General features: G+C 62.2%; 12 protein-coding genes. 4 read left to right on the forward strand and 8 right to left on the reverse strand.

Going from position 1 to position 12,071, the window contains the following annotated elements; all coding sequences use genetic code 11:
• The first annotated feature begins 298 nt into the window (after positions 1 to 298).
• From P0D96_RS46400 to P0D96_RS46410, 3 genes are all read left to right on the forward strand, one after another.
• Positions 299 to 1,300, forward strand: a complete 1,002-nt coding sequence (locus P0D96_RS46400) for a PhnD/SsuA/transferrin family substrate-binding protein (RefSeq protein WP_408320912.1) — start codon at positions 299 to 301, stop codon at positions 1,298 to 1,300.
• 83 nt (positions 1,301 to 1,383) lie between these two features.
• Complete coding sequence (locus P0D96_RS46405) at positions 1,384 to 1,932, forward strand: glutathione peroxidase (protein WP_408320914.1); 549 nt, start codon at positions 1,384 to 1,386, stop codon at positions 1,930 to 1,932.
• A gap of 23 nt (positions 1,933 to 1,955) precedes the next feature.
• Positions 1,956 to 3,392 (forward strand): MFS transporter, encoded by a 1,437-nt coding sequence (locus tag P0D96_RS46410; protein ID WP_408320916.1) that lies wholly within the window; start codon positions 1,956 to 1,958, stop codon positions 3,390 to 3,392.
• Between the two features lie 54 nt (positions 3,393 to 3,446).
• Here the strand turns inward: P0D96_RS46410 and P0D96_RS46415 are convergent, their stop codons facing one another.
• Positions 3,447 to 4,625: a Gfo/Idh/MocA family oxidoreductase gene (locus P0D96_RS46415; protein ID WP_408320918.1), complete on the reverse strand. Its 1,179-nt coding sequence runs from the start codon at positions 4,623 to 4,625 to the stop codon at positions 3,447 to 3,449.
• Positions 4,626 to 4,961: 336 nt separating this feature from the next.
• Here P0D96_RS46415 and P0D96_RS46420 point away from each other — a divergent pair, with 336 nt between their 5' ends.
• Positions 4,962 to 6,308, forward strand: a complete 1,347-nt coding sequence (locus P0D96_RS46420) for an MFS transporter (protein ID WP_408320920.1) — start codon at positions 4,962 to 4,964, stop codon at positions 6,306 to 6,308.
• A 30-nt stretch (positions 6,309 to 6,338) separates the two neighbouring features.
• Here P0D96_RS46420 and P0D96_RS46425 read toward each other — a convergent pair whose 3' ends face one another.
• The 7 genes from P0D96_RS46425 to P0D96_RS46455 are packed head-to-tail and all read right to left on the reverse strand — an operon-like array spanning position 6,339 to position 11,793.
• The gene (locus P0D96_RS46425; protein WP_408320922.1) at positions 6,339 to 7,298 is read right to left on the reverse strand and encodes a Gfo/Idh/MocA family oxidoreductase; all 960 of its coding nucleotides are present in this window, start codon (positions 7,296 to 7,298) and stop codon (positions 6,339 to 6,341) included.
• 54 nt (positions 7,299 to 7,352) lie between these two features.
• On the reverse strand, positions 7,353 to 8,351 hold the full coding sequence (locus tag P0D96_RS46430) for a DODA-type extradiol aromatic ring-opening family dioxygenase (protein WP_408320924.1): 999 nt from the start codon (positions 8,349 to 8,351) through the stop codon (positions 7,353 to 7,355).
• An 11-nt stretch (positions 8,352 to 8,362) separates the two neighbouring features.
• The gene (locus P0D96_RS46435) at positions 8,363 to 9,001 is read right to left on the reverse strand and encodes an RraA family protein (protein ID WP_408320926.1); all 639 of its coding nucleotides are present in this window, start codon (positions 8,999 to 9,001) and stop codon (positions 8,363 to 8,365) included.
• Positions 8,998 to 9,621 (reverse strand): RraA family protein, encoded by a 624-nt coding sequence (locus P0D96_RS46440; RefSeq protein WP_408320928.1) that lies wholly within the window; start codon positions 9,619 to 9,621, stop codon positions 8,998 to 9,000. The genes P0D96_RS46435 and P0D96_RS46440 overlap by 4 nt, the downstream gene beginning before the upstream one ends.
• Before the next feature lie 29 nt (positions 9,622 to 9,650).
• Complete coding sequence (locus tag P0D96_RS46445) at positions 9,651 to 10,379, reverse strand: RraA family protein (RefSeq protein ID WP_408320930.1); 729 nt, start codon at positions 10,377 to 10,379, stop codon at positions 9,651 to 9,653.
• A gap of 11 nt (positions 10,380 to 10,390) precedes the next feature.
• The gene (locus P0D96_RS46450) at positions 10,391 to 11,386 is read right to left on the reverse strand and encodes an amidohydrolase family protein (RefSeq protein ID WP_408320932.1); all 996 of its coding nucleotides are present in this window, start codon (positions 11,384 to 11,386) and stop codon (positions 10,391 to 10,393) included.
• A gap of 14 nt (positions 11,387 to 11,400) precedes the next feature.
• Complete coding sequence (locus P0D96_RS46455) at positions 11,401 to 11,793, reverse strand: RidA family protein (protein WP_408320933.1); 393 nt, start codon at positions 11,791 to 11,793, stop codon at positions 11,401 to 11,403.
• Between the last annotated feature and the right edge of the window lie 278 nt (positions 11,794 to 12,071).

Raw genomic sequence — 12,071 nt, forward strand, 5'->3', positions numbered from 1 at the left:
CTCGATGACGAAAGCGGCGTGTTTGTAGTGCCGCCCGTCAACCGGTTATCGATGATTTCGGATTAAGTTTAGGCATCTAAGTTAATCGTGTCAATCGACGTCGTGAGCCATGTTCCCCCGTTACTACATACATCGGGAAAGCCCTAAGGCCGCATTTTTCATACTTCGACTCGCTTGACACACATCCGGTGCTGGTCGATTATTAGACGGCTAACTAGAAAGCTAACCATGCAGCCGGGCAGACGGCTGCCCCCTCCAGCTTGATGACATTTCCACTCCCTCCGAGGAGATAACGACCATGAGCGGCGACACGATCACCTTGAGCATTGCGCTATCCGACAACGAACGCACCCGCCCGCTCGCGCAAGGCCGCGTGCATGCGCAAGGCGTGAAGTTGATACCCACCGTCGTGCATCCGTCCGAGATGTTCTGGCGTCAGTTGAAGTACGGCGACTTCGACGTTTCGGAGATGTCGCTCTCGTCGCTATTCATTGCGGCATCGCGTGGCGATCGTGACTGGGTTGCACTGCCCGTCTACACGTCCCGGCAGTTCTTCCACACAAATATTCTGGTGCGTACCGATCGCGGCATCGAACGTCCGGAAGATCTGCGCGGCAAACGTATCGGCGTGCCCGAATACCAGCAGACTGCGGCGTTATGGTCGCGCGGCATACTGGAGCACGAATTCGGCGTGGCGGCTCGAGACATCGAATGGTTCATGGAGCGCGGCCCGGAAAAAAGCCATGGCGGCGCCACCGGCTTCAGGCCGCCCGAGGGCGTTCGTCTCAATCAGATTCCACCCTCGACGAATATCGGCGAAATGCTCGTCAGCGGCGAACTGGACGGCACGCTGCTTTATCTGACCTCGCGCAATCTGGTCGATCGCAGCACGATCGACATCAGCAAGGTCGAGAAGGTCAAACCGCTCTTTGCGGACAAGCTGGCTGAAACGCGGCGCTTTTACGCCAAGACCGGCATCTACCCGATCAATCACACGGTGGTGATCCGCCGCGCGCTGTATGAACAGCACCCATGGCTCGCACTCAATCTTTATCATGCATTTGTCGACGCAAAAAACGAAGCGGAGCGCGACACGCTCGAAGGCATGCGTGCTTTCCTCGACACCGGCCTCGTGGATGCGTCCGTACAACAGACGCTTGTTCAGGATCCGAAGGCGTATGGCATGAAGGCCTCGCGTCCAGTCGTGGAGCGTGTAGCCCAATATCTGCACGAACAGGGGCTGACCGCGCACCGCGTCAACGTGGACGAGGTATTTGCAAAGTCGACAGTGGATCTATAGGGCGTGAGCGCCTCGCGCGCAGCGGCATTCGCCGGGCGCGCGTATTATCGCTGCTCGTCCACTCGCAATACAGGGAGCGCGCCATGTCAGCCATCCGCAAGATTCCGTTGCAAACGAACGCCGGCGACACCGCCGATCTGTCGTCCTACGACGGCAAGGTGTTATTGATCGTGAACGTCGCGTCAAAATGCGGGCTTACGGTGCAATACGAAGGGCTGCAAACGCTATATGAAAGAAAGCGCGCTGAAGGCTTCGAGATTCTCGCCTTCCCGGCCAACAACTTCAAAGGTCAGGAACCCGGCACGAACGAGGAAATTCGCGCGTTCTGCGACACGCAATACGGCGTGAGCTTTCCGCTCTTTGCGAAAATTTCGGTGGTGGGCGAAGACCAGCATCCTCTATATCACGAATTGACCCAAGCCGTGCCCGACGCGACCGGCGAAGGCCCGATGCGGCAGCGTCTGACCGAGCGTGGCGTGCCGGCCAATCCCGCTCCAGGCGTGCTGTGGAATTTCGAAAAATTCCTGATTAGCCGGGACGGAGCGGTTCTCGCGCGCTTCTCGCCCGACGTCACTGCGGACGACCCGCGCCTGCTGTCCGCAATCGACACCGCGCTCGCCGCGCGCGTCTGAGCGCCCAGCGCCGGGCAGCCGCCATGCAGGAACTCTCGCCCGCCCGGCGCACCGTGATTCTCGCGACGTGCTGCCTGAGCCTGCTGATGGTCTCGATGGATGTCACCATCGTCAACGTCGCGCTGCAGGCCATCCGGCTCGACCTGCACGCCTCGCTCTCCGCGCTGCAATGGATCATCGACGCCTATACGCTCGTGGTCGCCTCGTTCCTGATGTTGGGCGGTTCGCTCGCGGACCGCTTCGGCAGACGGCGAATCTTTCAGATCGGCATGGGCGTGTTTTCGATCGGCTCGCTGCTGTGCAGCGTGGCGCCTACTGTGAGTTGGCTGATCGCGTTTCGCGCCGTGCAGGCGCTCGGCGGCTGCATGCTGAATCCCGTGGCGATGTCGATCATCACGCACGTTTTCACGGACCCGAAAGAACGCGCGCGCGCGACCGGATTATGGGGCGCTGTGGTCGGCATTTCGATGGCGATCGGACCGCTCGTGGGTGGCCTGCTGACGCAAAGCATCGGCTGGCGCGCGATTTTCTGGGTCAATCTGCCTTTCGGCGCGGCGGCCATCGTGCTGACCGCCTGCCTCGTTCCCGAATCGCGCGCACAGCAGGCGCGACCACTCGACCCGCTGGCGCAACTACTCGTCTTGATCGCGCTGGCCGCACTGACGTTCGCCGTGATCGAAGGTCATGAAATCGGCTGGGGATCGGCCATCATCGTCGGCATCTTCGCGCTGTCCGCGCTTGCGACCGTCGCATTGCTGATGCACGAAGCGCGCCAACGCCAGCCGATGCTTGACGTGCGCTTTTTCCGCAACGTGCCGTTCAGTTGCGCGACGCTGCTCGCGATCGGATCGATCGGCGCCTTTTCCGGCTTCCTCTTTCTGAACTCGTTATATCTGCAGGAAACGCGCGGTCTCTCGGCCATGCTGGCCGGCCTGTGCACGCTGCCGATGGCGCTCGGCATGATCGTCTGCTCGCCGCTCTCTGGATGGCTGCTGCATCGCTATGGCGCGCGGCCGAACATCGTACTGTGCGGCATCAGCTTGACGGCGAGTGCGCTCTGGCAAACCCAGCTCGCGCCGGACACGCCGTTTGCGGCGCTGTTCGCCTGCTATCTGCTGTTCGGCTGCGGCGTCGGCATGGTCAACGCCACCGTTACTTACACGGCCGTGTCGGGCATGCCGCTCGCGCAGGCGGGACTCGCCGCGGCGATCGCGTCGACGAGCCGGCAGATCGGCGCTGCGCTCGGCGTCGCGCTCGCGGGCGTCATTACGCATGCACGAACCGCTACCGGCATGAACTTCGCCGAGGCGACGCATCCGGTCTGGTGGGGTGTCGTCGTGATCGGCGCGGCGATCATCGCGCTCGGCTTTCTGTCGACGAGCCGCTGGGCCGAGCGTTCGTCCGCGAGCGTCGCGCATCTGTTGCGCGAACCTGCGAGCGGTGGCGCCGCGCAACAATAAGCAAGCGTCTCTGCTTACCTGAAGCGTGTTGGGCGCGCGTGCTGTCGCAACGTTTTAACGCGCCACCGGCGATGGCACCGCGACCTGACGAGTGAGCGTGACCTCTTTTCCACTGCGCGCCGATTCCGTCGCGGCGACGCACACTTCCAGATTCGCGAGTCCCCATCGACCATCGTGCACGGGCGCCCTCAACCCCGCGAGCGCATCATGAAACTCATTGACGACCATGTCCTGCGGCCCCGGCGGAATCGGCAACGCCATGTCCTCGCGGCCTTGTGCGGTATAAATGGAAATACCGTGACGCGACTGACGCATGTCGCCGTGTTCGCAACTCACGAGCGTGAGGCCGAACGACGGATGGTAAGGCGGCTGCCCGCGATGCATCTTCGCGGAGCGTTCCCGCTTCGCGGCGATTTCGTCCTGATGTACGCCCACATGCGCGCGCCGCCGGGCGCCGATTGCAGCAGGGTCGGCGGCAAAGCCGCCTTCATCGACATCGTCTGATAATTCTGCCGACATGAACGCGCCATAGCCGTTGTAGATCGCGTTGCCGATGGCTCCGTCGGCGAAGCGAACGACGACCGTGTGTGCGCCAACGGCCGGTCGCGCAGCATCGAAATCGAAAGTGGTCGCGCTAACCTGCGTGGCAAGGCCACCGGCTAGCAGCCGGATCACATCGAACTGATGCGCGCCCTGCCGATAAGTGACGCCACCGCCATGCGCAGGGTCGAGTTCGTCGGGACGGCGCGGGCGATAGATCCAGTCAGTGTACGACAATTGCGTGACCATTCGCACACGCCCCAACGCGCCGCTTTCGATGATTTCGCGCATCTTGTGAATCGGCGCATCGTAGCTGCGCGAATGCCCGATCATCAACACACGTTGCGCGCGGGCCGCCGCATCCACCATTGCTTGCGCGTCGTCGAGATGCGCTGCCATCGGCTTTTCGCACAGCACGTGCAATCCGGCTTCTACAGCGATGCGGGTGTGCCGTGCGTGCAACTCGGTGGGCGTCGCGATGTATACCGCATCCAGATGCTGCGCCGCAACGAGTGATTCGATGCCATCGAACGCCGGCACGCCCCACTGCGCGCCGACGGACTCGCGCACTTCCGTGACGGGATCAGCGACTGCAGCCAGCACCATGCCGCGATGAGCGGCAATGGCCGGCAGCATCATGCGCGCAGCCGTGCCGAGTCCGACTACACCAATCCGAAACTGTCTTCCCTTCATCTGACTGTCTCCGCTAACGTCGCCTTCGATCGCACTGCACATGACATGAGGGCTTTAATATTAGATACCAAAGTATAGAGGAAGACGATGAAGTTGTGGGCGACCCACAACCCCCGCGGAGCTCGCATTTCGATGAGGGTATTTCTCTACGTTCCAACGTACGCATCCCGATTGACAAGCTGGACAAGGAGAGGAAAATGCTCAGCACACAACGCTTAGATAACTAAGTGATAGCCGCGCCAGCGGCAACGTGCCCCGCTCCACTCGCTCCATCCCGGCGCGGCCTGCACGACGAGACAATCGGCATGTCTGTTCACAACCGAACGGTGAAACGCGATGAACGGAAATTCGCTGCACGAAGCGTCGACGGGTGCCCTCAAGCGAACTCGCGGCCGCTGGTTGGTCATCGCGCCGCTCCTGATCCTGTTCTCGTTCACCGTGCAGTTGGACAAGACGAACATGTCCGTCGTGATCGCGGATCGCACCTTTCTGCACGCACTCGATCTGGTCGGCAAGCCGGCCCATATCGGTCTGCTCAATACGCTGTTCGTGGCGGGCTACGGAATCGGCATGCTGTTGTGGGGTTTCGTGATCGACTGGCTCGGACCGCGGCGCTCGGCAATGGTCAGCATATGCGGCTGGGCGTTTTTTACCTTCATGTGCGGCCGCACCACCAACGTGGTCGAATTGTACGCAGCGCGTGCACTGCTGGGCGCAGCCGAAGGTTGCATCTGGCCGCTCGCGAACAGCTACACGGGGCGGTGGTTCCCGTCGCGCGAACGTTCACGGATCACCGGCATGTGGGTGAGCGGCGCATTCGCCGCAATCGCCGTAGGCATTCCGATCATCACGGCGATTCTGCTCGAACTGGGCTGGCGTGGTGTATTCATTTCGCTCGGGATTTTTTCGTTCGTGCTGGTGCCGTTGTTCTTCTTCTTCGGCGCCGACCTTCCGGCGAAAGCGCGCTTCGTCAACGAGGCCGAAGTCGCCTACATCCGCAGCGGCGCGGCGCCATTGGTCAGCACCGCGAGCGGCGAACAGCCCACGCTCGCGCAATCGTTGCTGAACATTCGCATCGTCTTGCTGATTCTCGTTCACGCCAGTTCATCGGCTATTCTGTGGGGGCTCACGACGTGGCTGCCGACTTACCTCGTGCGGGAACGCGGACTGTCGATGAAAAGCATGAGCGGCGTGATCTCGATCAGCTATATCGCGCCGATCCTCACCGTGGTCCTCGTCGGCTATCTCGCCGATAAAGCGCGTCACCGTGCATGGGTCGGCGCCATCGTTGCGCTTGCCACCATGGCCGGCCTCTCGATCGCCATGAGCGTGCCGTGGCTGCTCGTCACGGCGTTCCTGCTTGTACTCGGCATTGCCGCGCCGATGATTTTCGGCGGCCTGCATAGCGCGATGCTGCACGATTATGTCCCGCATACGCAGATCGCGCGCTCGACCGGCATCGTCGTGGGCCTGGGCAATTTGCTTGGTTCGTTTTCGCCCGCGGCGATGGGTTACCTGGTCGGCGTATTCGGCGGCAAATTCCTCGCGGCGTTCGTGATGATCATCGGCCTGAATGGCCTGTCACTGATCATGTACACGGTGATCGCGCTGATGAAGCGCCCGGCCTTTGTCGACGTGCGCGCCGAGGAGCCGGCGCTGGTGAGCGCGCGGCCCCGCCCTTGATGTGTGTTCGATGTCTCGATTCGCTAGCGTTTAAGCATCGTTCAGCGAACGAGCGAGTTGGTCGAGCGTGATATAAGCGGGCAGCACGTTCGCGAAGCTCGACGGTGCCTCTCTCCCGGTGCGGATTGCCTCGATAAAAGCTCGATCCTGCAACTCGATTCCATTCATGGACACGTCGACGCTCGACACGTCTACCGGGTTTCCGTGGTGATCGACGAGGTCGTCGTAGCTCGCCACATAAGTGCCGTTATCGCAGATGTAGCGAAACGTGGTGCCGAGCGGCCCATTGTTGTTGAACGAGAGCGCAAGCGTACACAGCGCGCCGGAGCGCGACTTCATCTGGATCGACATGTCCATCGCGATGCCTAGAACCGGATGGGCCGGGCCCTCGATTGCTCGCGCCAGCGTGATGGGCTCACCCGTCTGATACGCGAACAGATCAACGGTATGACACGCGTGATGCCAGAGCAAATGATCGACCCAGCTACGCGGCTCGCCGAGAGCGTTGGTATTGGTGCGCCGGAAAAAGAACGTTTGCGCGACCAGATGCTGGACACGCAACTCATCTGCTGCGATTTTCTGATGTAACCATTGATGGCTCGGATTGAAGCGCCGCGTGTGACCCGCCATGCCGACAAGGCCACTGGCACGCTGTGCGTCGAGTAACGCCTGCGCGTCAGCAAGGTTATCGGCGATGGGAATCTCGATCTGCACGTGTTTGCCCGCGGCAAGGCAGGCGAGTCCCTGCTCCGCGTGCACGCCGGTCGGCGTGCACAGGATCACCGCGTCGATATCGTTGCGGGCAATCGTCGCCGCAAAGTCCGTCGCGGTATCGGCGATGCCGAAGCGCGCGCCGATCTCGGCGGTCCGCGCGGCGTCGCGTCCGACCAGCGTCGTGACGACTGCGCCGTCGATCGCGGACAAAGCCTCGATATGCTTGACGCCGAACGCGCCAGCACCAGCAATGCAGATTCTGAGCGGCTCGCTCATGTTGCCTCCCGCAACGCTTGCGGCGCGGGCAGCACGCGAAGTTCGCGCGATCCGTTACGCCGGTTTCCAGACAACGAAGGCCGCGCCCACCCCGGTTCCGGCGGGGGTGCGGTAGATCGGAACGTACTCTTTCCACACGACCGGCAGCGATTGCAGCGCGCCGGCCGCCAGCACCCAGTTCAGTATCTCCGATGACCCGGAATTCAACGCACCACGCGGCAGCCCTCGCAAGGCGCGTGCGTCGTTGCATTCGAGCGCTTCGAGTACGCCGAGATCGAGCGCTTCATCCACAACGAAATGACTCAGCCCTCCTGAGGCGATGATCGCAACACGTGCGTTGCCGTCGATCGCGGCAAGGACATCACGCAGCTTCGCGCCGATATCGTAGCAACGCGATGCACTCGCAACGTTCGGCTGGAAATACGTGTTCAGCAGAATAGGCACCACGGGAATGGGCCGACTGCGAAACAGCCGTTTGACCACGAAACCGAATGCATGACCCAGCCCGCAGCGCTCACGATCGCCAATGCGCGCCACCGCGGCAACATCCACTTCGCGCTCGATCAGGCCATTGACAACTTTCAGGCCGAACTCCGCCTCGCCGCGGATGGCGTGGTTATCGTCCATCATATAGCCGCGGCCCATGGTGCGAACCCAGTCCGGGCTGCCTTCGTGACCGTAGGCGTCGCTAGTGACGAGATTGTCCGCGTAGTACACCGCGAATGCCGGCTGATTGTCAGCGCCGAACAGTTCGCCCTGATCGTCGCCGACGATCAACGCGATGTCGGGTGCGGCCAGTTCCAGCATGTCGCCAAGATAATCGAGCGCGGCGTCGCACCTGATCGCCTTGCGATGCAGTTCTTCGGGCTGCGCGGCTTCTTCGTAGCGTGGACCCACTTCGGCAAGCAACTGCGCATAGTTCAGACGGCGGCCGTCCGAAAGATTGAGCGCCGGGTTATTGAAATCGGCTTGCGCCCGATGCCACCAGTCGCTGCTGTCGAGCGTAAAAAGCGGCGTATGCGACGTGCCGATACCGAGCACGATTTGAGCCATCTCTCACTCCCTTATTGTGCGTTCTCCGGCAAGCCGTAAATATCTAGCGAGCGTTCGCCGCGTTTGAGTCGCGCGACGATGTCCCTCTCCTTCTCTTCGCGCTCGACGCCCTTGGACACGATGTTTGCCGCGCTCGCGGCGGGCAGCACGACCACGCCGTCGGCATCGGCCACCACGAGGTCACCCGTGCTGACGAGCACATCTCCGATCAGCACCGGGCCACCCTGCGCGCCCGCGCCGTCCGCGCGCTTGCCCGTGCCGCGGATGCAGATGTTGGCGGCAAACACAGCGAGGCCCAACGCGCGCAGTTCTTCGACATCGCGCACGCCGCCTTCGCTGATGAAACCGGCCAGTTCGCGGGCGAGCGCCGCGTTCGTCATCACGCCGCCCCAGTAGCCGGCTTCGACGTAGCCGCCGCATTCGTGGATCAGTACTGCACCTTTAGGCGCGGCATAAATCGCGCGATGCAACCACAGGTTGTCCAGCGCGGGGCCGGCAACGGTGAAGGCCGGCGCGGCAAGGCGCCAATGCATGTCGAGCGGCTTGATCGCCGAGGGTAGCGCGCCGACCTTGCCGCCGGCCTCGTGCAAGGTAGCGGACCCGAGCCGTCGCGCGTGGTGGAGCAATTCGGTGGAATATGACGCGCTCATGACCGGTCCCGCGTTTGCAGCGAATGGTATTGCTGCGTCTTGCGCACCTCGTCGAGGCGTTCGCCGCGCTCGATGGCCTCGCGAATCCGGTTCTCTGCTTCATCGATGCGCTGCGCCACTTCCGCAACCTGCTCGAACCGCTCCTTTGGCACGGCGACCACGCCGTCCCGGTCGCCGACCAGCAGATCGCCGGGATTGACGCGCACGCCGCCGATCGACACAGTGCATTGCACCGCGTCGACCGCGACGCGATCCTTGCCGGTACGCATGTAGGTGCCGCGCGAAAAGATGGGATAGCGCATCTCGATTGCGCGCGGCGCGTCACGGCATACGCCGTCGATCACCGTGCCGCCCAGATGCTTGCGCGTGGCGACGATCGTCAGAATATCGCCCCATACGGTCGCGTTGACACGCTGCTGGTTATCGAGCGTCACGACGGTTCCTTCCGGCAGATCGTCGATGTAATCGCCGACCGTGCCGCCATGCACGCCGCACGGCACGTAGCGAACCGTGAATGCGGGACCGGCCATGCGGAAAGTGGGATCGAGCGGTGCGATTCCCAGGCACTGTCCCGCGATCCCCAGCTTGTCGAGCGCATCGGAGATGGTGGTCGTATCCATGCGGCTCAGTAACGAAACAGCGCTGTCTGTCATGCCTGTCCCCTCGAAGCGTTTTTGTCCAGCATGCTTTCGTATTGATGTCCCATCACCGCGCTAACCGGTTCGCCCGCGCGCAGGCGTTCGACCATCTGCCTTTCGCGCTCGGCCAGCGACTCCGCCAGTTCGAGCACCTCTAACGCTCGCGCTGCTTTCACGAACACGACGCCGCTGCCGTCCGCGAGCACGAAATCGTGCGGATACACGCGAATGCCGCGCACGACGATGGGATCCTGGCAGGCCGTCTCCATCACGCGCGACCGCGCGGTGGCCGGCACCGCGCCCAGGCCCACCACCGGAAAATCCAGTCCAGCGGCTTCGTCGATATCGCGACACATGCCGTCGACGATCACGCCTTCAATACCGTTGCGCTTCGCTGCATAGGACAGAATGCCGCCCCACCCTGCGGCCTCCTGATGCGCGTGATGCTCGACCACGATCACGTCACCTGCGCCGCCCATATCGATCGCCGTGGTGCACAGATGGCGGGGCGCGGTCGCGCCATCCGCCGGACCGAGTGTCACCGTGATCACGCGGCCCGCGAACGAATGCGTTCCGGCGAGACGTCGCAGGCCGAACGCGACGCCGCGCAGGCCGAGCCGGTCGAGCGCGTCGGATACCGCGCACGTGTCGAGCCTGGCGAGGCGCTTCACCAACGCGAGCTGCTGCTCGTCGTCTGGATGACGCTGGGCTTGCACCGGCAAGGCTGAATTGCCGTTCATGACGTTTCCCTTTATTTGTAGTTCTTGAAGCGCGTGTAGAGGCGCGCGCAATTGCACTCGAAGATTTTGTCGCGGTCTTCGTCGCTCAGGAAATCGATGCCTTCGATCACCGGCTTCAGATCGTCGAACGCCCGTCCGGTCGTTGGATCGGTCGCGCTGCCGGTGCCGGGATTTTCAGTGGCGAACAGTACGCAATCGGTGCCGATCGTCTTGAAGAGCAGTTCGAGCGCGTTCTTGTCGTATGTGCAGGTGTCGAACCACAAACGCTTGAGCTTGTCGTCGAACGACTCGCCGCCCTTACGCACGGCCCAAGCGCGAAACCGGCCCATGTGATAGGGAATGGCGCCGCCACCGTGCGGCAAGATCAGCTTCAGATTCGGAAAGCGCTCGAACACGTCCGAATTGGTCAACGAAACGATCGCATTGCTCTCCTCGTTGATGAACTTCATTGTGTAGCTTTCGCGCGACTGGCAACTGCCGGCCGAATGAACGAGTGCGGGAATGTCGAGTTCGCAGAGCTTTTCGTACAGCGGATACCAGAACGGATCGCCGAGTCCGGGAGGCTGCGGACCTTCGCCTTCGGTCGGATCAGGATTGAGCAGACAACCGATGAACCCCTGCTCCTTCACGCGAAAGTCGAGTTCCTCAAAGCAGTTGACCGGCGACGTGTCGCGGAATTGCGGTAGTGCGGCCACTGCGCGAAACCGCGTCGGGAACATCTGCACGGTCTGATACACGAGGTCGTTCATGTGACGCGCCCAGAGCGCCGGCACTTTGGCCGGCTTGATCGAGTGCATCTGCATGTAAGGGCGTGGCGAAAGAAACTGGATGTCGGTGCCGACCTTATCCATGATGTCGATAATGGTCTGTGCGGCGTCGCGCACCGCTTTCTCGGTCAGCGTCGGCGCGCTGCTCGGATTGCCCCGGTTGCCGACCAGTTCGGCCATGTAGCGATAGCTTTCGAGCGGCACGACAACGTGTGCATGAGAATCGATGATCATAGGCATGTCGGAAAACCTCCTCACGAGACTACGGCGATGACTTCCAGTTGGACCAGCATGCCGCCCGGCAGGTCATAGACGAGCGTGTGGCGCGCGGGCCGGTCGTGCGGATCCGGAAAGCAGCGCAACCATTCCTGATTGACTGCGGCGCGCGCGCTGTCGTCCTTGATGTAGACGGTCATGCGAACGAGGTGCCTGAGACCCGCGCCGCCCGCTGCCAGCAGCGCCCGCATGGTCTGAAACGCAAAGCGGGCCTGGGCCTCGGCGGTATCGGGAAGCGTATCCGTGGCGGGATCCTTGCCTGGGATACCCGACGAATACAACATGTTGCCGACGCGCGCGCCCATCGGGATCGGCGCATTACCGTGGCTGACACCCGGCACTTCGAGTGAGCGCCCTTCGTGCTGATTCATCTGTCTCCTCCTGGCTTCGCATGACGTGTCATGCCATGCGTGGGATGAATGCATAGATGGCTACTTAGGTCTCTAATATCATGCACTGTCCCGGCACTGTCAAGGCAATTTTTGACGTGTTCGTTGCGTCCGCTTCCGCATGGCGTCACTCCCGCAGCGCAACACCGGCGCGTGCGAGCGCGTTGCGGTTCGTAGGCGGGAACTCAGGATTGACAGCCTGTTATTAGATTCCTAAACTTCGTTCACCATCCGCGCGGCGGCGGAAAGCGCCGCAATGC

It is taken from the genome of Paraburkholderia sp. RL17-347-BIC-D (genome assembly GCF_046027915.1).
In the GTDB taxonomy this organism is placed as follows: Bacteria; Pseudomonadota; Gammaproteobacteria; order Burkholderiales; family Burkholderiaceae; genus Paraburkholderia.

Coding starts and splice junctions, on each gene's coding strand:
- P0D96_RS46400 (WP_408320912.1), top strand. CDS start 299: ATGAGCGGCGACACGATCACCTTGAGCATTGCGCTATCCGACAACGAA.
- P0D96_RS46405 (WP_408320914.1), top strand. CDS start 1,384: ATGTCAGCCATCCGCAAGATTCCGTTGCAAACGAACGCCGGCGACACC.
- P0D96_RS46410 (WP_408320916.1), top strand. CDS start 1,956: ATGCAGGAACTCTCGCCCGCCCGGCGCACCGTGATTCTCGCGACGTGC.
- P0D96_RS46415 (WP_408320918.1), bottom strand. CDS start 4,625: ATGAAGGGAAGACAGTTTCGGATTGGTGTAGTCGGACTCGGCACGGCT.
- P0D96_RS46420 (WP_408320920.1), top strand. CDS start 4,962: ATGAACGGAAATTCGCTGCACGAAGCGTCGACGGGTGCCCTCAAGCGA.
- P0D96_RS46425 (WP_408320922.1), bottom strand. CDS start 7,298: ATGAGCGAGCCGCTCAGAATCTGCATTGCTGGTGCTGGCGCGTTCGGC.
- P0D96_RS46430 (WP_408320924.1), bottom strand. CDS start 8,351: ATGGCTCAAATCGTGCTCGGTATCGGCACGTCGCATACGCCGCTTTTT.
- P0D96_RS46435 (WP_408320926.1), bottom strand. CDS start 9,001: ATGAGCGCGTCATATTCCACCGAATTGCTCCACCACGCGCGACGGCTC.
- P0D96_RS46440 (WP_408320928.1), bottom strand. CDS start 9,621: ATGGATACGACCACCATCTCCGATGCGCTCGACAAGCTGGGGATCGCG.
- P0D96_RS46445 (WP_408320930.1), bottom strand. CDS start 10,379: ATGAACGGCAATTCAGCCTTGCCGGTGCAAGCCCAGCGTCATCCAGAC.
- P0D96_RS46450 (WP_408320932.1), bottom strand. CDS start 11,386: ATGCCTATGATCATCGATTCTCATGCACACGTTGTCGTGCCGCTCGAA.
- P0D96_RS46455 (WP_408320933.1), bottom strand. CDS start 11,793: ATGAATCAGCACGAAGGGCGCTCACTCGAAGTGCCGGGTGTCAGCCAC.